Raw genomic sequence first — 20,323 nt, 5'->3', positions numbered from 1 at the left:
CCTAGCTACATTATGACATAGTTTATGTAGACTTGGAACGGGCAATGCGACTCCATAGCTGGGCCAGATGTTTCTTGCGAGTCGTACCGCTTGGAACAAGGATCGTCCCCTCTGAATAACGGGCGGCTTCATACAAACCTGCGAACTGATGCAAAGCTTGGCGCTGATCTTCATCAGGCAGCCGACTGGCAGCTGTATGGACATACTCTCGAATGGTTTGCTCCGGAAGACGCTTGCCTAACTTACGGCTTAGTTTATCCCAAATGGTGTCAAATGATTTCAAAGAGCGAGCTCTGGGAGTGGTGCGGTTACCCGATCGGAGAGATTTCCTATATTGCTCATTGATCTTCCATATGGCAGGCGGCGCAAGCAGAAGAAGCGCAATCCCCCAGAACCATACCGGCTGGCTCCGCATATTCGTCCATGCTGCAGCCGCTGAAGCCTTCGTCCAATGAACGAATTGCTGGGCGCCAGCCGTAATATGCTCGTATGTATCCTTCAGCTTCGTAATCATTTGTGAGGACCACGAATTGGAGTTTACATCTGCGCTGCTCCCGTCTCCGCCTTCAGGTAACTGCGCGGCTGCAGCCGACACCGTAATTGCATCATGCGTATCTGAACTGAAAATTTGATCTTGGTTAAGCTCTGTTAATCGCGAGAACCCAGGCGTAGGTTCGAAGGCTACCCAGCCTTGATTCGGGAAATAGACTTCCACCCAAGAATGAGCATCTCGGTTGAGAACCGTATAGGCTATCAGCGTATCCGTGGGTGATGGGTCATCGGTGCTAAGCTGGCCTGGCGAGAAGCCTTTTACCCAACGGGCTGGAATGCCTAAAGTTCGCAGCATAACTACCATGGAAGTAGAAAAGTGATTGCAATACCCCACCTTCTGCTCGAATAAGAAGTGATCTACGAAATCTTGATCGCCGCTTGGAAAAGTAGGCTTGTCCAAACTGTATGTATATTTGCTGCGCAAAAAGGCCTCTATTGCTAGCGCCTTGCTATAATCATTGTTAGCATTAGCTGTAACCGCTCTAGACAATTCACGCACCCGCTCCGGCAAGGCTGCGGGTAACTGGAGATCTCCGGACATGCCCGCTCGCTCCAACTCTGTCAAAGGACGGCTGCTCGCAGCCTGCGCCAAGCTAGGCCGTCCATTAGCAGGCACCTCAACTGCTAACCGATAATAGCCGATTGGCTCTGAAGTACTTACACCCGTACGGCCCGTTAAGGGGTCGATCGCAATCAGATCCGTATCCAATTGCTTTCCCTTACGTGTTACCAACGCCTCAACCCTTACTATGGGACCGCCAACGAACAACTGCTTGCTTAGGCTCTCGTTCTCAAGCAAAACCTCCTGCTGGATCGTTAGATGCTGCGGCTGTTGGGATTTAGTCACGGAGCTCGTCACACCTGCTGCTTCTTCACCTGAATGGTCGCCTGCTTTTCCAACAAGAACCTCTAAAGTGTGATCTGCAGAAGCGTACGCCCCTGAGTCGACACTCATCCAACCGCGCCCTGTGTATGTGCTGCGCGACTCCCCGCGCCAATAAGTCGGTTGCTCTGTACGCGCCGTGAAGGCGATACCGTCGTCAGGCCTGATCGGGCCGCCGAGGCGTGAGTCATCACTGCTATAACCGGTCCAACTCGCGAGCTCTGAAGAGGGAAGGACCGCCTCTGTGCCGCTCGAATCAGGAAACAGCCGCGTCCAGGTCTCGGACAGCGGATTCCACGCCAGCGGCTTCGTGAGTCGCGCCTCATCACGCGACAGCCACAGCCCCGCTCCGATCGCGACGGCCATTATAACAGCAGCAGCCGCTGACCATCGGCCAATCGGCCATACTCCGAAGCGCTGCCGCAGCCTGAACTCTCCTTCAATTCGCGATAACTGATTGACCGCCATCAACAGCATGCCGGCCACCGATGTGCGCAGAACTCCCCAAGAAGTGTCTATATCCGCCCATAGCTGCAGCCCTACCAAATAGACTATCGTTGCAGCAATAAGCCACAGCGCTTGCTGCCTCTCGACCACTGTCGCATACATGACGGAGATTAATAACGCCCAGCCTAACAAGAACATCAGCGTACGATTGTGCGGACTCATTTCTTCCGGACTGAATTGCATCAGTGCGGCTAAATCTTGCGCTGTTTCCATCAGATAACTGTCCAACCAACTAAAGCCCAGCCATTCATTCCGATAAAACAGCATCCCGATTAAACCCATGCATACTAGGAGCTTCAGAAGCGAACCTAGTACAAAAGGGGCTTTGGAGTAATCTATCAGCATGAATAATCCGAATGTCAGCACGAACGGTCTCAGCATATGCAAATCGGTATACTCGGACATCGCAGCTAGGGGTAGAAGCCATTCCATTAGTAGAATGAAGAGCATGACCGATGCTAACGCTTCTCGAATGTAGGGTCGCGTTTGGCGCGAATCAGCATGCTTCAACGAATCATGCGATGCCATCGACTGCACCCCCTTCCACGCTAGCCGCAGGCACAGCTTGGGCGGGCACTTCTATGAAGCTTGCGCCCATCTCCTGCAGCTCGCGCTTCCATTGCCGGTGCGTCCACGACAGCGCCGGTTCGGTGTGCACGAGCATGACCGTGCACCTGTGGCCCGCGCTGCGCAGCCGACGCAGCGCAGGAACTAGCGCCGCGCCGGACAGCGGCGTGACACAAATCAGCGTCTGACGCATCGGCAGACGCAGTGCTTCGCGGAGCAGATAGTCCGCGAAGCGCTCGCTTCCATCTGGCCGCAGACGCGCCAGCCACTCATAAGCGGAGCGAATCTCCTCCGCCGAAGCAACGACAACACCCCGATCTGACTTCGAGCTCGACGTCAGATGCACCCAGCCGCCGCTCGCGTCTTGGGACTGTCGCGCAATTCCGGCAGCGGCACGTATAGCCGCCTCGAACAAACGCGGACCTTCGATTCCCCTGTAGGAATCGGAGGAAACATCCAGGCAGACATTCACCCGCTGCGAACCGGCAGGCTCGAATGTTTTCGTCTTCAACGCTCCCGTGCGAGCCGTAAGCTTCCAATGAATACGATGCTGCGGATCCCCAGCTTCATAAGGCCGGACACTGCGGATCACACTGCTTTCCCGCCAAAACTCCTTATGCCGTCCTGCTCTGCCGTCGTCATCCGCTCCTGAACGCAGAGATTCGTCCACTGTCATCGGCTTAGGATACACGACAAAAGAAGCTTGTCCCTTCCGACTCCGCCGGACTTGAACAAGCCCGAATAAGTCGCCGCTGAATAGCTCCACTCCGCCTGATCGATATTCCCCTCTATGTAAATGGCTTAAGGAGTATGTCACCCTTACCTCCGACCGAAACCAAGGGACGATTAATTGTCGGAATTCGATCCGCGTTCCCGAATGATGCTGCCAGGTTTCTTTTACAACTAACCACATCACAGGCCAGTAAGAACGGTGACGGATTCTCAAGGACACTTGAACCTTGTCCCCGGCATACAATCGCGAAACCTCCACCCGACTTTCTGCAGCCACCTCTCTAAGACTCAGCAGCACAGTACCAAATGCGGATGCAAGCCAGACAGCCGAAACGATAAGGAGAAAGAAAGCGGATTGCCCCCCGTGCCACATCCACAAAGCGAGCATCCCGCTGCAAAAAACGACAAGCGCAGCCAGGTTCCCCCACTGTCTCATACCGTCCCTCCCGCTGTCGGGCGCATAGCCGGAACGGTTCCTGCAGAGGCAATCATCCTCATTACAGAATCTGCTGTTTTCCCTGCAATTCTTGCATCCAGCGTAACGACCAGACGGTGACTCCATACAGGCATCAATATGGCTTTGATATCATCCGGAATCACATAACTGCGGCCTGCCATGTAAGCTTTAGCTTGAGCTGCCCGCATCAAAGCAACGACCGCACGAGGGCTGACGCCCCACTGCAAATCTGGATGGTTGCGTGTAGCAACCGCAAGCTTAACCATATATACCTTTAACGAATCATCCACATAAATAGCTCGAACCTCTTGCTGCATCCGCATCAGTTCCTCCGGCAGCACAACAGGCATTGCAAGCTCTAGCGGATGTCTAAGCTGAAGTCGACCGAGTAATTCTACCTCTTGCTGCTCGTTCGGGTACCCCATGCCGATCTTCAACAGGAACCGATCCAGCTGTGCCTCCGGCAGCACGAATGTTCCTTCCTGCTCGATCGGGTTCTGCGTTGCTAGCAGCAGGAACGGCTCAGGCAGCTTGCATTCTACCCCATCAACAGTGACACTGCGTTCCTCCATCGCTTCTAACAAAGCAGATTGCGTACGCGGCGAAGCCCGATTAATCTCATCAACAAGCACAATATTAGCCAGTAACGGCCCTGGTCTGTACTCGAACTCATTCGTCTTCGGATTGAACACGGACACACCCGTCACATCGGATGGCAGCAGATCCGGCGTGCACTGAATTCGTTTGAAATCCGCACCAACGATCCGAGCCAAAGTACGGACAAGCATAGTCTTCCCGACGCCGGGCACATCTTCTAAAAGCACATGGCCGCCGCATAGAAATGCTAGAATCGCAAGCTCAATGCTTTCACGTTTACCTAGAATCACTTTTTCCGCCTGGTATATAATGCGCTCTATGAATTCATTAGGCCGGTCAAAGGGAAATCGATCTTCTTTTCCTTGCGCCATGGATGGATAACCTCCTGAATATAGTGAAGCTAAATGCACTTCGAAGGCATCCGCTTCTCAGAAACTTAGAATCTATGTTTCTAGTTTCTCCATCCTGGCTATTTTTTAGACACCACGTGTTCTATATATAAATCATGTTATTGCGACGCAGGCTATCACACTTTGAACATAGTCTTAGGGGCACATAATAAACCATAACCGCCTGAACTCAGGTCGACCTTCACTTGTCTTAAAGCATCTCCAACAGAATAACTCGCTACGTGGTTGCCCAACATCTCTACGGAGCTTCTCAACGGAACCATGATCGAACCATCGTTCAACTTCACATCAGCCAAATAATACACTTGTTTGTTGCGGCCCGGGGCTTGAACCGAGATTGAATTACGCTGCAGGTCTACCTCCATCTGATACAACCCGTAACTGACGGTAGCCGTTCTCGTGTCTTCTTCCCATGTCACAAGCGCGCCCATCCGTTCAGCAAGAGCCCGCAAAGGCACATAGAACTTATCCTGCCGGAATTCATAGCGCGGGGAAGCCATCTCCAATATGTTGTTATGTCCAAGCTCCAGCTGTAAGGGCGGGACATGCAGCTTGCGTAACGCTGCAGCCGATTCTTCCACTGCCCATTCATTCTGACGCTTTAACAACGCGACCGACTTCTCGTCCTCCCGTGCTAGAGCCTCAACTGCTAGTGATTCTGCAGAAGGTACTTGCGCGATGATCACGGGCGGTTGCTTGATAGCTGGAGGACGCTCGGCCGTGTTATGCGGTGGGCTCATCCTTGCGTTAGCTACCCAATACTCATGCTCTTCCTTAGTAAGTTGGGCTGTCTGAATTCGTCTGTCGATGATCGATTGAACAGGCTTCACCTTTGGGCTTAAACGCGCAAACTGATACCCTTTTTCTTTGTAAAAGCTTATAATGGCCGGCAGCGCCCGAACGGTCTCTTCATGCCCTGAACTATCATGCATCAGCACATTCATCTCATGTTTCAAAGGAGTCGAGGTTACATTATGGATAATGTCCTTAGAGGGAACATTGGCACGGCGCGCATCACCGCTGTCTACATTCCAATCGAACACACTGTATCCGGCTTGGTCCAAATAATAGAAATAGAAAGCATCAAAATGCGAGAATGTCCCTCCTGGCGCACGAATCAAGCTAGTGGTCACATCGGCTTTTTCCAGCAGAGCTTGCTCGGTCTTCTCGATCTGAGCTTTGAATAGCGCGTACGAGGGATAGAGGTTCTGGTATTGATGGTTATAGGTATGATTGCCGATCGCATGCCCTTCCGCGACCATTCTCTTCACATGCTCCGGATATTGGTTCACATACTCTCCAAGCACAAAAAAAGTTGCAGGCACCTGTTCTTCCTTCAAAATATCTAGCACTGCGGGAGTAAGCTTGCCTGGACCATCATCAAAAGTCAAATAAACCGTCGGCTGATCGGGTTGTTCGTACACGCGTTCTTGCGTGATCTTGGTTCCGGCCTTCAGACGGTCGTAATCATCGTTTGGGAGCGGGTTCGCCGCAGCAGCAGTCGCTACACCTGATACGGGCAGCAATGTCAGGATTAACCATAAAGCAACCATCGTACGTATCATTCGCATAGGAAGCTCCTCCGTAAGTCTATCGATTTGGACTAGTGATAGAGTATATGAAGGAGTGAACAAAATATGCCAGACGGGTTATATGGATTTTGTTGAGAGGTTGTCAGATTCGGAGCTTATCGGAGTCAGCATGCTTCCCCTGAGCTTCCTTACGGTATGCGCTAGGACTCATGCCGTAAGCGGCTGTGAACTGTTTGGTGAAATAGAACGGACTCTGGAAGCCCACATCCTCAGCCACTTCAGCGATCGGTCTTGACGTATATTCCAGCTGACGGGCTCCGTGGCGCAACCGAATCTGTACCAGCATCTCCATGATGGAGTGTCCCGTCTGTTCTTTGAAAAGATGGGCGAGCCGCGATGGCGACAATCGAACACGCTCCGCAAGTAATGGAATCGTATGTTGATCCTGCATATTCAACAGCAGCAGACGTCTAACCTCTTCGACACGCGGGTCAAGCGCAGCATGCCCCTGCTCCCTGCCGGATTGATGCGCTAACAGCACCATAATTTCCTCCAAGGCCAAATAAGCAAGCCGTTCATGCAGCATGTCTCCGTGGAGTTGGTCATTGATAAGTCGGCGGAAGGCCTGGAGCAGACGTTCGAAATTGACTTCATTCTGAATCTGAACATGAAGCAGTCCGGGCAATGCCTCAGGCAGCTTCAAGTAAGATTGCCAATCCGTCGGGGGCAGAAAGTGGCACCAGACGAATTCCCATGGCTCCTCGGATTCCTCGAGGGTCCCGTAGTAATGCGGAGTCCCCGGCGGGAGGATCATTACATCTCCGCGCTTGCATAGTCGGAGTTGGTCCTGAATTCTATATACGCCGCAACCGCCCAGCGTGAATGTAATTAAATAATCGCGGGTGCCTGCAGGACGGTTCGTGCGGTACCCAGAGGAGCTGTAGAAGTGATCGGCAATGAGGACACCGGGAGTGGGAGCGATTGTGATCTGGGTGTCTTCTTGAGATGATATAGCAGAATCGTTAAGGAAATCAGTCATATTCTTCATTCCCTCCATTCACCGCTCATTCTATACTAACCTTAAGAAAGAAACAATCCTGCAACGGGTAAATGAGAGGAGCGGTTCATCTGTGACGAACCTTAAATCAAGCTTGACTGCAGAACAACTGCAGCAGTTTCATACAGATGGTTATGTTATCGTAAGGGGACTATTCGATCAGCAGAAAGTAGAGCAGATCAAACAGGAATTCACCGATCTTCATCGCAACGGACCGGTGGAGAACCTGTTCTTCCCACTGCCGGAGGAGCAGGCTGGCGGAGATATTCTGAAGCAGTATCCCCGATTCATGCATCCGCATCGTATGAATAAGCTGTCTTTTCAAACTATGATTGATCCTAGCGTGATGGGGGTACTGCACGATTTATTCGGGGAGGAGCCTTTGGCTGCCCAGAGTATGTTTTATTATAAGCCTCCAGGTGCACGTGGACAGGCGCTGCATCAAGACAATTTCTACTTGCTAGTGGAGCCTGGCACTTGTATCGCCGCATGGACTTCCATTGATCCTTCTGATGAAGAGAACGGCGGGCTGTTCATTGTGCCGAAGTCCCACACAGGCGAGATCCAATGTCCGCAAAAGGCCGATCCGGCTGTGTCCTTTACTGTAGACGAGGTTATAGTACCCGATGGTTATGAACCGGTTCCTGTTAAGCTGGATGCGGGGGATGTGCTGTTCTTCAATGGGAACGTCATCCATGGCTCGTATCCGAACACTTCGAAGGATCGCTTCCGCCGTTCGTTTATTTGCCACTATACCGGAATCTCGACGACAAAGATCGGCCGATTTTACAAGCCTTTGTTCAACATGGACGGCGATGAGGTGGATATTACTTCAAGCGAAAGCGCGGGACCATGCGGGGTCGAGCATGCTGTTAGCAGCCCTCATTAAGGCGTCGCGCCAGTTGTTAAACAGTAACCGGGAGCTCTAAAGCGGATTTTTCGCTTTAGAGCTGTTCGCGGGGTCCGCTTCGCGACTCTTGAGCGGATTTTCCGCTTTAGAGCTGTCCGCGGGGCGCCGATTTGCGACTCTAGAGCGGATTTTCCGCTTTAGAGCTGTCCGCGGGGTGCCGATTCGCGACTCTAGAGCGGATTTTCCGCTTTAGAGCCGATCGCGGGGCCTGCTTCGCGACTCTAGAGCGGATTTTCCGCTTTAGAGCTGATCGCGAGGCCGCTTCGCGACTCCAAGCGAATTTTCCGCTATCATCATTTCAATTTACGCGCCGCTTCTAACACCTTATCAATATGTCCTTTTACGCGTATGTTACGCCACTCCGCAGCAAGCTTCCCTTTGCTATCAATCAGAAACGTAGAGCGCACAACACCCATATACTCTCTTCCGTACAGCTTTTTCTGCTTCCATACATCGTAGGTTTTGCATGCCTTCAGCTTCTCATCGGCTAATAACAAATAGGGAAGCTCCTGATTATGAATAAATTTCTCATGAGAAGCCACTGAGTCAGGGCTAATCCCAATCACAACCGTATCGATTTCCTCAAAGGCAGAGAATGAATCGCGAAATTCACATGCTTCCACCGTACAGGTCGGCGTCTCATCTTGCGGGTAAAAAAACACAACAATCTTTTTCCCTCTGTAGTCTTTCAGCGACACCTCTTGTCCATTCGAGCCCGGAAGCTTTATGGAAGGCGCCATCTTGCCTATCACTGGTGCCCGCATTTATTCATCCTCCTAGAACCAATATAACTTTACGATATGAACCTCAGAACAGCTGTTTAAAAAACAGTGGGTGGATTTTGAATTGCAGCGGAATCCGAGCAAGTCCTGCTCCAAACGGAGAATGAATTTTATCCTCCCCCTGCTATGACCCCGCACCCCGATACCTGCGCACACCGTAGTTCCAGAACATCAACCCCATCGACAGAAACAATATGCCCATAACAGGTGTCAGGAACGCCATACCGCCCCAATTCTCTCGATCGAGGAAATAAGCTGCCGGATAAAACCCGACAAACGCAAACGGCAGGATAAAGGTAAGCAAAATTTTGATCAGCTTATTATAAATATTAACCGGGTAGCGGCCATAATTCTGAATGTTCCACATAAGCGGCAAAATTCCCGTTGGAGCATCAGATAGGAATGACACGGCAGTAATCCCGACATACACGCCTCCGTAGATCATAATAGCCCCAACTGTAAACAGCAGGAATACAAACGGGTCGGTCCATGTCCAAGCCATATCCATCTGCACACCCGCATAACCCATAATGAACAGTCCGACCAAGCTGCCGAACAAGGAAGCAGGATCGAGATTTTCCAGCATGAGCTGTACCAGATTATGCGCAGGACGGGTTAGGACGCGATCCATTTCTCCTTTGCCGATATACCTTTGAGAGAAATCCCACAGGTTGAAGAAACAGCTGAACACTCCATATGGAACCATGAAATAGCCATAAATAAACACCACCTGCTCTTGTGTCCAGCCTCCAAGCAAGGGGGTATGTAAGAATACAACCAGAATAAACAACAGATTCATGCCTTGAAAAAGCAGATCCGACAAAATCTCAATCCAGAAATCGGACCGATACGTGAGCCGCCGCTTGATATAGTTAGAGAAATATTCAGCGAATAAGGAAGCATAGAACATCATTCTCATCCTCCCTGTACGAACAACCGGCTGCGCGCACCGCGCCACATGTACCAGATGGGCGCGATCAAGACGACGAACCAGAGTAATTGTAATCCAAGCACCTCATATACCGCGTTACCCGTTACTTTCCCCGTAAATACGGAGCCTGGCAAGTAGGTAATCGCTTGGAAAGGCAACACTTTAACGACACCCTCTAGCCACCCAGGGAAAAAGGAGATCGGAATAATTAATCCTGAGAATAAATCGACGGCTACTCGTTTCATGCGCATTAGCCCTTCATTATTTTCCACGAAAAAAGCGAACAGCCCAGTCAGAATGTTAATCTGCGAGTTAATTAAAAAGCTGAAGAACAGCATAATCAAGAATACAAGCCAAACAGAAGCATCCGTTGGCAATCGGACCGGAAACAAGATTGAAGCAATAATCATCCCTGGCACCATGAACATAATCAGACGGAATATCCCTTCACCGAAGCCTTGCATCATTTTGACGAACAGGTAGTTGTAGGGACGAATGAATTGCACCGCTACACTGCCGTCACGAATTTCGGATGCGATCTCACGATCCAGGTTGTTGAAATAGAAAGCTCTAGCCATCCACGATACCGCAACGTAAGTAGTCATCTGTGTAACGGTCATGCCGCCGAGCGACTCACTGCTGCCGTAAATGGCTTTCCATAAGAAGTAGTAGGCCCCAATATTAAGCGCATAAATCAGAATCCCGCTATAATAATTGACTCGGTAAGCGAGCATCATTAGAAAACGAATGCGAATTAGATCGATATAGGCGCTAAACATTCACCTTTTCTCCTTCTGGTGCAAGGTTTGGGGAATCCTTCTCCGTTTCGGTCGTATGATGAATAGTAGGAGTCGGAGCATCCGCATTGCCTGTCTTGTAAATTTCTCTAACAATATCATCTGTATTAGGCTCATGAATCTGAATATCCCGAATATCCACAGTACTAACCACACGCGCCAACACTTCAGACACATTCGCTTTATCTAGCGGCATCCAGGCTTTGACTGTGTATTCATTCTCTTGACTCCATCTGGCTGCCAACCCGTGTGTAAGCTCGGAGAACCGTTCGATCGGTACTTGCTCATTCAGATGAAGGACAATTTCCTTCCCTTTTCCCCAAGTCGATTTCAACTGATCCAGATTTCCATCATAAATGACCCGCCCATCGTCCAGCATAATAACCCGTGAGCACAACGCCTCAATATCTTGAAGGTCATGAGTTGTCAACAGAATGGTCGTGCCGTAACGTTGATTCATCGATTTGAGGAAGTCACGAATTTCTGTCTTCACCACAATATCCAGACCAATGGTAGGCTCGTCCAGAAAAATAATGGCCGGGTTATGAATCAATGAAGCCGCCAGCTCACAGCGCATCCGTTGACCCAAGCTTAGCTTGCGCACTGGGCGATTCAACAGCTCCTGCAGCTGTAAACGTTCCACCAACTCGTCCAATCGAATTTTATAATCCGCCTCAGACACTCTATACACCTTACGAAGGAGTTGAAACGATTCAATAACGCCAATGTCCCACCACAGTTGGCTGCGTTGCCCGAAAACGACGCCGATCCCTTGTACGAACTTCTCCCGTTCCTTGTACGGAACATATCCGCCTACTTCAACAATGCCTGAGGTTGGGACGAGAATTCCTGTAAGCATCTTTATTGTTGTCGACTTTCCGGCGCCATTCTCTCCGATATAACCGCAAATCTCACCTTGAGGAATGGTAAAATTGATCCCCTTGACAGCAGCAACCTCATTATATTCTCTATTAAATAAATCTCTCAGTGCCCCCTTAAGTCCCCCCCGGCTCTGAGGAACTTGAAAGCGTTTGGTCAGTTGTTCAACATGTATCGCAGGCTTCATTGTCATTGCTCCTCTTTTTCCAGTATCTGTGTGCCATGAATCGACATAAGTTGCAGGACTGAATTCGAACACTATATAATGAATAAATAAGGATCGGCGCAACAAATAAATAATGGTAGCCGTCTTAACTATCAACAAACATCGACATCCTAATGTTACACGAACGTGCTGCTAAGGAAAAGACACAATACAAAAGGAGAAACGTTCCAATGTGGCGAAAACTCAGGTGGTATGTTTTGGGCTTTACAATCGTTATTGTGGGCATATTCAGCTATTATGGTTATCATTTGTATCAATTCAGCAACAATATTCAGAAAAAAGGCGATGATTCGTTCTTCGGCCAATTTACACCGCACAACACTTCAGCTGAAATACCCGCTCCTCCCAAATGGGAAGGTAAGGATCGTGTCAACATATTGCTGTTAGGCGGAGATTCCAGAGGACTTAGTAAGAATGATGTCCCTAGATCGGACTCCAACCTGGTGATTTCCATAGATCCTGTAACTAAAAAAGCTCACCTGTTCTCCATTCTTCGCGATACCTATGTGAAGATTCCAGGACATGGAATGGATCGGTTTAATACAGCTCTCGTATACGGCGGTCCTCAGTTAGCTATGCAGACAGCGGGCGACTTGCTAGGATTATCTGTCCAGTACTATGTATTTACGGATTTCCAAGGCTTCATGGAGCTTGTAGACGCTCTTGGAGGAATTGAGCTGGATGTCGAGAAAGATATGAAATATCATGATTCTTCTGAGCCGGAATTCGATATCGATCTCAAAAAAGGAATCCAGCAAATGGACGGCAAAACCGCGCTTCAGTATGTGCGGTTTCGACATGATGCCCTGTCCGACTTTACGCGTACCGAGCGGCAGCGCAAGTTTCTTACTGCTGTAGCGGATAAGATGCAAGCTACTACATCCTTGTTCAAGCTGCCAAGTATTCTAAGCAGCATCGATCCCTACATCGAAACCAATATGAATATTACGGATATGTTGAAGCTGGGAAGTCTTGGATTTGATGTGAGAGCTTCCGGAGTCAAGGGCATTCAAGTCCCTCCCTTCGATCTGCTTGAAGAAAGCTCTGTATCAGGAGCTTCTGTGTTAGGTGTGAATCCGAAAAAGCTGCAGGCCTTCATTCAGGATGAATTCAATGGGGAGCATGACCCTGACGCAGTGGACAATGAGGACAACACCGATTCAGGATCGGGATCAAGCACAGCTAGCGGGGCAAACGCCGGCAGCGGGTCTGGCAACAGCTCGGGATCAGGCAGCGGCACTGGCAGTAAAGCTACAACGACGCCAAGACCAACACCCAAACCAACAGCCAAACCGACAGCAACGCCTAAGCCGACACCGTCACCTACACCAAAACCAACGCCGTCATCAGTGCCATCATCAACGCCTGAACCAACGGAAACACCTGCAAGGACGCCGATAACCAAACCGACACCTACACCAACTTCGACTGGGACGGTTGCACCTGCACCAACAACAAAACCAACTGGAATACCGATACCTACACCAACGCCAAAATCTTTATAGCCGTTATAAGCTGATGATCGTATCAGCAGATTTTAATTAAGGGAACTGACTTCCTACATTCATGCCAAAGATGCTAGTTTGGTGAGAATAAGGGAGCTCAGTTCCCTTATCTAAAGAGACCAAATTTTCATGCAAACATTGGGAGGTACATACTGTGTCCATGAGTCGCACACGAACTCGATCCGAATCCTTGTACAAGGAAGCATTAGAACATATCGTAGGGGGCGTGAATAGCCCCTCCCGCTCCTTCAAGGCCGTCGGCGGCGGCGCTCCGGTATTCATGGAGCGCGGGCAAGGCGCCTATTTCTGGGATGCTGACGGCAATCGGTACATCGATTATTTGGCCGCCTACGGCCCTATCATTCTCGGACATGCTCATCCCCATGTGACAGAAGCTATAGTTGAAGCCGCTCGCAGCGGCACGTTGTATGGCACCCCTACCGAACTAGAGGTCCGATTCGCTAAGATGCTGAAGGAAGCGATTCCTTCCCTGGACAAGGTGCGATTCGTCAACTCCGGTACGGAAGCGGTCATGACGACGATTCGTGTGGCGCGAGCTTATACAGGACGCAGCAAGATCGTGAAATTCGCCGGCTGTTACCACGGTCATTCTGACCTTGTTCTTGTCGCTGCCGGCTCTGGACCTTCCACACTGGGGATACCTGACAGTGCGGGTGTGCCGCCGAGCATCGCTCACGAGGTGATTACTGTGCCTTACAACGATCTTGCAGCGTTGGAAGAGGCACTTGCGCATTGGGGCGCCGACATCGCTGCTGTGATGATCGAGCCGATCGTCGGCAACTTCGGCATGGTGATGCCGAAGCCCGGCTACCTCGAAGCGCTGTGCCGCATGACACGCGCGAACGGCTCCCTCGTCATCTATGACGAGGTCATCACGGCCTTCCGCTTCCATTACGGCGCGGCGCAGACCTATGCAGGCGGAGGCTTCGCAGACTACAGCGCGGTCGAGCCCGATCTGACCGCGCTAGGCAAGATCATCGGCGGCGGGCTGCCGATCGGCGCCTACGGCGGACGGCGCGACATCATGGCGCAGGTTGCGCCGCTCGGCCCGGCCTATCAGGCCGGTACCATGGCTGGCAACCCGGCCTCGATCCGCGCCGGCATAGCCTGCCTCGAGGCGCTGGCCGAGCCTGGCGTTTACGCGCGGATGGAGTCGCTTGCGTCGACGCTGGCCGCCGGACTGGCCGCCGCCGCTTCGCGGCACGGGATCGCGCTCACGATCAACCGGATCGGCGGCGCCTTCTCGACGCACTTCTGCGACAACCCCGTCACGAATTATGACGAGGCACAGGATACGGACGGCGAGCAGTTCGCCACGTTCTTCAGGCTGATGCTGGATCAAGGCATCTGCCTGGCTCCGTCGAAGTACGAGGCGTGGTTCCTCACGACAGCACATACAGAAGCCGACATCGCTGATACGATCGAAGCGGCTGAAATAGCTTTTTCTAAGATGTCTGAATCTGTCTGATCCTACAAAAACACGAACGATTATGATGAACAATCATCTATCGTTCGTGTTTATATTTTGTCCTATATTAGCTGCAAGCCTGAGATCCCTTTATAATAAAAGGAAATCGTTTACTTGTCGATTATTGGAACCTTGTATTGTGCGGAATGAAATTTCGTGTTATTCTTAATATACTTTAAAAGACACATTCCTCAATGGCCTATGGCCAAGCCTAGATTTATTCGAGAATCTTTTCCCTGTAAGAGACCTCTCCACGATATTCTGCCTGATCAGCAGGGTATCTCGCGGTGACGATCTGCAAGGGTCTCAGATGAACTGGAAGGCCTAGCATTGCCGGTTCCACACTGCGCATGCTATGCGGGGGCTCCGCCGCTTGGCGCCCGACACCATATAACCTATAACCTTATAACCTATAACCCTATAACTTATAACCTTTAACCTTATACCCTATAACTTATAACCTTTTATTACACCTAACCTTTATCCTTTTCGTAAGCCAAACCTATAACCTTTCCCTTTGTCGCGGCCCTTATTTACCATAACTTCATGCTTAATCTTGATTTGGAAAATTTTCAAGCTTTGTACAAAGCTTATTTATTCACATACATGCAGCAGATTTTTATCGCGCGCCTGTCACTTAAATCCCTCTTCAGGCATTCTAATGCCTATACGGGTTGTGGACTTAGGTCGTGTTTATTCAATCTCACTCATTGAAGCTTTCAGCTCAGGATCGTCATTTTTTTGACGAATCCCTCCGGCTTTTTTACGATTTCACATTTTTGTAAATTCGATTGTCTCAATGAATGTTTCACAGCTTTTCTACAGAACAGGGAGGTGGAGGCCGGAACTCGTTTCTGGCTGAATCATATGAATGAAATCATGATAAATGAAGGTCGTTTCCAAGACCTATTGAAGGATGAACACGACGCTTGCGGAATTATTTGCATTATCGAAAAAGACGGTAATCCGTCCCGTGACAATCTCAACAAAACGATCGATGCCCTCGTGCTGATGGAGCACCGCTCCGGATTTATCGATGGAGAAGGCGACGGCTGCGGGATCTTGACTGACATTCCTCGCTCCCTATGGAGCAAGCGTCTTGAAGGCGCAGGCCTTTCAGCTGAGCTTGCTCAGGACCCTCGCTTCTCGATCGCGCATATTTTTATCCCGCGCAATTTGAAGCAATCTGTATCTGCTATTCAAGCTGAGATCCGCGAGATGTTCGCTGAGCGTAATATCCGCATTATATTTGAACAAGAGAATCAAGTAACTTCCTCCGCTTTGGGTCGCAACGGCCGTCTTGACGAGCCTTGCTTCTGGCAGGTAGCAGCACTCAATGAGCAACTTGAAGTCGTAACGGCTGACCATTTGTACGAACTGCATGTGGCTATCGAAGCTCGCTACTATGTGCACGTGGCTTCCCTAAGCAACGTAACTGCAGCTTACAAAGTAATGGGTGCTGCAAGCATTTTGCCTAAATACTTCAAGGATCTGCAAGATCCATTGTTCGCCGCTCAAGTAACGATTGGGCACAACCGCTACTCGACGAATACGTTGTCCAGCTTTTTCCGGGTACAGCCTTTCTCCCTGCTTGGACATAACGGAGAGATTAACACGGTTAAGAAAATGCGTTATGAGGCCGATATGGTCGGCGTTCCTCTTGTAGAGGGCGGCAGTGACTCGCAGGATATGAACCGTGTTATCGAAACGTTCATCCACCGCTTTGGGCTAAGCTTATTCGAAGCTATGGAGCTTGTATTCCCGCCGATTCATAATGAAATGAAGCTGTTCCGTCCCGAGCTTCAAGACTTATACGTGTACTATCGTCAGATTTGGGGACATTATGCACAAGGGCCTGCCGGAATCGTATCCCGCTACGGCAATGAATGTGTATTCAGCGTAGATGCGCTAGGCTTGCGTCCGGTATGGATGGTCGAGAGCGAAGCTTCTCTCTACTTCTCTTCCGAGCAAGGGATTATTACGGTTGATCAAATGGTAGCCGAGCCGAAGCCAATCGCTCCAGGTGAGAAAATTGGGGTTGAGCTTACCAGCGGACAGCCGATTCGCGTAATAGCTTACACTGAACTGCAATCCAAAGTATTAGAACGCGCATCTTCGCGCATTAATATGGACGGTATGCGCAAGCATCTTTCCTTTGCTGGTACAGATGCTGCCTCCACTCCAAATGCCAAAATCGGAACCACCGATAACATCTACAGCGCATTCGGCTGGGACCGCGATGGTGTGCAGATGATCGAATCCATGGCGCAGACTGGCGCTGAACCAATTCGTTCACTCGGCTTTGACGGCCCGCATGCTGCACTCAACTGGGAGCGCCAGAACATCCCGGATTTCATCAAGGAAAGCGTGGCTGTTGTAACGAATCCAGCGATTGACCGCGACCGGGAGATGGAACATTTCTCCACTCGTGTAGTTATCGGCTCACGTCCAACGGTATATGGACCAATCGACTCTGGCGTCCGTTTTGAGCTAATGGCTCCTATGGTGCTGGAAGGCGAGAACGGCATTGGCTCACAAGAAGAAATCAACCATATGTCACTTGAGCAAATTATTGCAGAATGCCGCAAACAAGGCGAGAATGCTGTTGCTTTCCTCTCCACTACGTTCAAACGCGGTTCTTCTCTTAAGGATGCGCTTGATCAGTTAGCGTTGGATGCCGTTCAAGCTGTACAGAACGGTGCGATCCTGGTCGTCCTGGACGACGCAGAAGCACATAAAGACGACAACCTGTGGATGGATCCGCATTTGGCGGTATCCAAGGTCGATATCGCGCTTCGCGGAGTGAAGCTCGGCAGTGGAGACAATCTGCGCCGTCACGCTGCCATTGCCCTGCGTTCCGCTGCTATTCGCAGCTTGCACGATATCGCACTCAGCTGCGGTCTTGGCGCTGAGATCGTGTCCCCTTATCTGCTGTTCGAAACTGCAGCAGACAAAGACGGTGCAGCAGCCGCTCGCAAAGTATTGCTGACTCTAGCCAAAGGCTTAGAGAAAGTCATCTCCACGATCGGGACACATGAGCTGCGCGGATACACTCGCTTCTTCTCTTCCATCGGGCTTAAGCCAGAGCTTGCAGAAGTGCTTGATATTGTGAATTATCTCGGGAGCGAGCAAGCTGGAACTGGCTTCGCCGAGCTAGATCAGGATGCGAATGCGCGATATGCGGATTATGCTAATCCCAAGGCTAAGGCAGCCAAGAACTTCCGCTTCTTCCAACGGATGTGGAAAGCACTCGGAGATGCTGCTTCAGGAGTAGCTCCATACAGTGAATACATGGAAAAACTACGCGAGGAAGAGAAACGTAATCCGATCTCCATTCGCCACATAGCCGACTTTAACTACACTAAGGCGCTCCAAGGCCGTAAGCCGCTTGATGCCTCTGAAGTAGATATTTCAATCGGCGGTCACAGCTTGCCTATGCTGATCTCCTCTATGTCATTCGGGTCACAGAATGAAACGGCATTCCGCGCTTATGCCGAAGCTGGCGAGCGGATGAACATGGTTACCATGAATGGCGAGGGCGGCGAGATCAAAGATATGCTCGGCCGTTACAAGAAAACTCGCGGCGCCCAAGTTGCTTCCGGTCGTTTCGGCGTCAATGTTGAGCTGGCGAATGCCGTAGCGTTCCTGGAAATCAAAATTGGTCAAGGCGCGAAGCCAGGTGAAGGCGGTCACTTGCCAGGCTCCAAGGTTACGGCTAAGATTGCTGCTGCGCGTAACGCAACGATTGGATCTGACTTGATCTCTCCTTCTAACAATCACGATATTTATTCGATTGAGGACTTGTCCCAGTTGATTAGTGAGCTTAAGGAAGCAAGCGGCCGCAAAGCCAAGATTATCGTAAAAATCCCGATTGTTCCTGGGATTGGCACCATTGCAGTGGGTGTTGCAAAAGCTGGTGCAAATGTAATTACGCTGTCCGGATTCGACGGTGGAACAGGTGCGGCCCGTATTCATTCGATCACTCACGTCGGCTTGCCGACCGAGATCGGTACGAAGCTGGCTCACGTCGCTTTGATCGAAGCTGGCTTACGTCACCAGGTCGAACTATGGTCAGACGGTGGACTCAAGTCCGGTGCTGACGTTGTGAAGATGGTCATGCTGGGCGCTAACCGCGCCGGCTTCGGCAGTATCGCCATGCAATCGATCGGTTGTACAACATGCCGCGGCTGTCACCTCGATACGTGTCACGTAGGGATTGCTACTCAGATCGATTCTATGGAGGAAGCCGATGAGAAAGGCCTTCGCCGATTCGTACCGCGCGTATATGATACAGCTGTCGATAGCTTGGTCCGCTTATTCAGCGGAATCGGCGAAGAAGTTCGTCAGATCGTAGCCGATCTGGGCTTCAGCAACCTGCAAGAGCTGGTAGGCCGTTCCGACCTGCTCGAGCAATCCGCTAAGCTGGACCGTATCGACTTGTCCGACTTGCTCCGTCCAGCACCATTGTCGTTCTTGCAAGCTGCATCGGAAGCACAAGCTCAAGCGGCCGCTACCTCATCGGATATCCGTGTTGCAGCTGGCGCAGAAGGTCAAGAGTTCTACCCGGATGCTGTTGTATTCAATAACGGCCCTGTAGTCCGCAAGTGGTCCAAGGTTGTTGCCGAATCCCGTATTCTAGGCACTCGCTACTCCAGCCATCGTGTACGTGATCGTTTCGACGGCAGTTATGATAAGCTGCCTGAAGTGTCCTTGCAATTAACGGATGGTTCCGTACCGGGTAACGGACTTGCAGCCTTCAACGCACGCGGGGTGAACATTACAGTTCAAGGCGGAGCTGAAGACGGCGTAGGTAAAATGTCTCTCGGCGGTAAAGTAGCCATCATGAAAACTGCCGGCAAGAACGGCCGATTCATCAACGGTTCGGTTGGGAAATCGTTCTGCTACGGCTCTCAAAGTGGATTGTTCATCGTCCAAGGCGGCGCTGACTCCCGCGCCTGCATCCGGTTGTCCGGCGCAGACGTGATCTTCGGCGGAGAAATCTCCTCGCCGATTCAAGATCAGCTCGGCAACATTGCGAGCCGCGCCAACCTCAAGGGCTTCGCTTTTGAGTACATGACCAACGGTCGTGCAGTTGTGATGGGCGATCCAGGTCCATGGATCTGCGCAGGTATGACGGGCGGTGTCGTGTACCAACGTCTCGTTCCAGAGATGGGTCTCGATCGGCAAGCGATTGAACGTCGTGTTGCCAAAGGCGCCAAGGTAAGCCTGCAGCCGCTCGGTCCACAAAGCAAGACGGATCTGACACAATTGCTTGGCTCTTACAAGCAAGAGCTGCTAGCTTCGGGTCAACCGGAAGAAGCCGCAAAGATTGACTCCTTGCTTGGCAATCTGGATGCTCACTTCATTCGCATTTCACCAGTTGGTATGCAAGCAGACCAATCGGTTGCAACAGAATAATTGGATCTCGATAGCTCGGTTAAGCCTCACTCCTCTATATTCGGAGAGTGATCGCTTAGCTGGGCTTTTTCTTTTGCCCAATGTGCAGTAAG

12 protein-coding genes and 1 pseudogene are annotated in these 20,323 nt (G+C 50.8%); 4 read left to right on the top strand and 9 right to left on the bottom strand.

The window, feature by feature from the left end:
* Nucleotides 1-22: 22 nt before the first annotated feature.
* From AC58QD_RS28915 to AC58QD_RS28895, 5 genes are all read right to left on the bottom strand, one after another.
* Nucleotides 23-2,470 (bottom strand): DUF4129 domain-containing transglutaminase family protein, encoded by a 2,448-nt coding sequence (locus AC58QD_RS28915; protein WP_497338521.1) that lies wholly within the window; start codon nt 2,468-2,470, stop codon nt 23-25.
* Nucleotides 2,457-3,677 carry a DUF58 domain-containing protein gene (locus AC58QD_RS28910; protein WP_497338520.1) on the bottom strand — a complete coding sequence of 407 codons (1,221 nt, stop codon included), beginning with the start codon at nt 3,675-3,677 and terminating at the stop codon, nt 2,457-2,459. Before AC58QD_RS28910 ends, AC58QD_RS28915 begins: the two co-directional genes overlap by 14 nt.
* The gene (locus AC58QD_RS28905) at nt 3,674-4,666 is read right to left on the bottom strand and encodes an AAA family ATPase (protein WP_497338519.1); all 993 of its coding nucleotides are present in this window, start codon (nt 4,664-4,666) and stop codon (nt 3,674-3,676) included. Before AC58QD_RS28905 ends, AC58QD_RS28910 begins: the two co-directional genes overlap by 4 nt.
* Nucleotides 4,667-4,821: 155 nt before the next feature.
* Nucleotides 4,822-6,276: a polysaccharide deacetylase gene (locus AC58QD_RS28900; protein ID WP_497338518.1), complete on the bottom strand. Its 1,455-nt coding sequence runs from the start codon at nt 6,274-6,276 to the stop codon at nt 4,822-4,824.
* A 103-nt stretch (nt 6,277-6,379) separates the two neighbouring features.
* Entirely contained in the window at nt 6,380-7,276 is an 897-nt protein-coding gene (locus AC58QD_RS28895) for a helix-turn-helix domain-containing protein (protein ID WP_497338517.1), read from the bottom strand.
* Between the two features lie 91 nt (nt 7,277-7,367).
* On the opposite strand from AC58QD_RS28895, the gene AC58QD_RS28890 reads away from it, so the two are divergent.
* Nucleotides 7,368-8,183, top strand: coding sequence for a phytanoyl-CoA dioxygenase family protein (locus tag AC58QD_RS28890; RefSeq protein WP_497338516.1), 816 nt, complete (start codon nt 7,368-7,370; stop codon nt 8,181-8,183).
* A 314-nt stretch (nt 8,184-8,497) separates the two neighbouring features.
* Here the strand turns inward: AC58QD_RS28890 and AC58QD_RS28885 are convergent, their stop codons facing one another.
* The 4 genes from AC58QD_RS28885 to AC58QD_RS28870 form a co-directional block, all read right to left on the bottom strand.
* Nucleotides 8,498-8,968 (bottom strand): peroxiredoxin, encoded by a 471-nt coding sequence (locus AC58QD_RS28885; protein ID WP_497338515.1) that lies wholly within the window; start codon nt 8,966-8,968, stop codon nt 8,498-8,500.
* A 142-nt stretch (nt 8,969-9,110) separates the two neighbouring features.
* On the bottom strand, nt 9,111-9,899 hold the full coding sequence (locus tag AC58QD_RS28880; protein WP_497338514.1) for an ABC transporter permease: 789 nt from the start codon (nt 9,897-9,899) through the stop codon (nt 9,111-9,113).
* Between the two features lie 2 nt (nt 9,900-9,901).
* The gene (locus AC58QD_RS28875) at nt 9,902-10,696 is read right to left on the bottom strand and encodes an ABC transporter permease (RefSeq protein ID WP_497338513.1); all 795 of its coding nucleotides are present in this window, start codon (nt 10,694-10,696) and stop codon (nt 9,902-9,904) included.
* The gene (locus tag AC58QD_RS28870) at nt 10,689-11,780 is read right to left on the bottom strand and encodes an ABC transporter ATP-binding protein (RefSeq protein WP_497338533.1); all 1,092 of its coding nucleotides are present in this window, start codon (nt 11,778-11,780) and stop codon (nt 10,689-10,691) included. The genes AC58QD_RS28875 and AC58QD_RS28870 overlap by 8 nt, the downstream gene beginning before the upstream one ends.
* A 209-nt stretch (nt 11,781-11,989) precedes the next feature.
* Between AC58QD_RS28870 and AC58QD_RS28865 the strand changes: the two are divergent.
* The 3 genes and pseudogenes from AC58QD_RS28865 to AC58QD_RS28855 all read left to right on the top strand — a co-directional run.
* A pseudogene (locus AC58QD_RS28865) lies at nt 11,990-13,099 on the top strand (LCP family protein); the annotation flags it as partial.
* Nucleotides 13,100-13,484: 385 nt separating this feature from the next.
* Nucleotides 13,485-14,813 carry a glutamate-1-semialdehyde 2,1-aminomutase gene (locus AC58QD_RS28860; RefSeq protein WP_497338532.1) on the top strand — a complete coding sequence of 443 codons (1,329 nt, stop codon included), beginning with the start codon at nt 13,485-13,487 and terminating at the stop codon, nt 14,811-14,813.
* A gap of 867 nt (nt 14,814-15,680) precedes the next feature.
* On the top strand, nt 15,681-20,231 hold the full coding sequence (locus AC58QD_RS28855) for a glutamate synthase-related protein (RefSeq protein ID WP_497338512.1): 4,551 nt from the start codon (nt 15,681-15,683) through the stop codon (nt 20,229-20,231).
* The last annotated feature ends 92 nt before the right edge of the window (nt 20,232-20,323 follow it).

The sequence above is a fragment of the Paenibacillus sp. J2R1T-4 genome (assembly GCF_059692235.1).
Note: the sequence above shows the minus strand (reverse complement) of the source record. Positions and strands in the feature narration are given on the sequence as shown.

Excerpts from the sequence above, each read along its gene's own strand:
- AC58QD_RS28905 (WP_497338519.1), bottom strand. The coding sequence starts at position 4,666 with ATGGCGCAAGGAAAAGAAGATCGATTTCCCTTTGACCGGCCTAATGAA.
- AC58QD_RS28870 (WP_497338533.1), bottom strand. The coding sequence starts at position 11,780 with ATGAAGCCTGCGATACATGTTGAACAACTGACCAAACGCTTTCAAGTT.
- AC58QD_RS28885 (WP_497338515.1), bottom strand. The coding sequence starts at position 8,968 with ATGCGGGCACCAGTGATAGGCAAGATGGCGCCTTCCATAAAGCTTCCG.
- AC58QD_RS28875 (WP_497338513.1), bottom strand. The coding sequence starts at position 10,696 with ATGTTTAGCGCCTATATCGATCTAATTCGCATTCGTTTTCTAATGATG.
- AC58QD_RS28900 (WP_497338518.1), bottom strand. The coding sequence starts at position 6,276 with ATGCGAATGATACGTACGATGGTTGCTTTATGGTTAATCCTGACATTG.
- AC58QD_RS28860 (WP_497338532.1), top strand. The coding sequence starts at position 13,485 with ATGAGTCGCACACGAACTCGATCCGAATCCTTGTACAAGGAAGCATTA.
- AC58QD_RS28915 (WP_497338521.1), bottom strand. The coding sequence starts at position 2,470 with ATGGCATCGCATGATTCGTTGAAGCATGCTGATTCGCGCCAAACGCGA.
- AC58QD_RS28910 (WP_497338520.1), bottom strand. The coding sequence starts at position 3,677 with ATGAGACAGTGGGGGAACCTGGCTGCGCTTGTCGTTTTTTGCAGCGGG.
- AC58QD_RS28880 (WP_497338514.1), bottom strand. The coding sequence starts at position 9,899 with ATGATGTTCTATGCTTCCTTATTCGCTGAATATTTCTCTAACTATATC.
- AC58QD_RS28855 (WP_497338512.1), top strand. The coding sequence starts at position 15,681 with ATGAATGAAATCATGATAAATGAAGGTCGTTTCCAAGACCTATTGAAG.
- AC58QD_RS28895 (WP_497338517.1), bottom strand. The coding sequence starts at position 7,276 with ATGACTGATTTCCTTAACGATTCTGCTATATCATCTCAAGAAGACACC.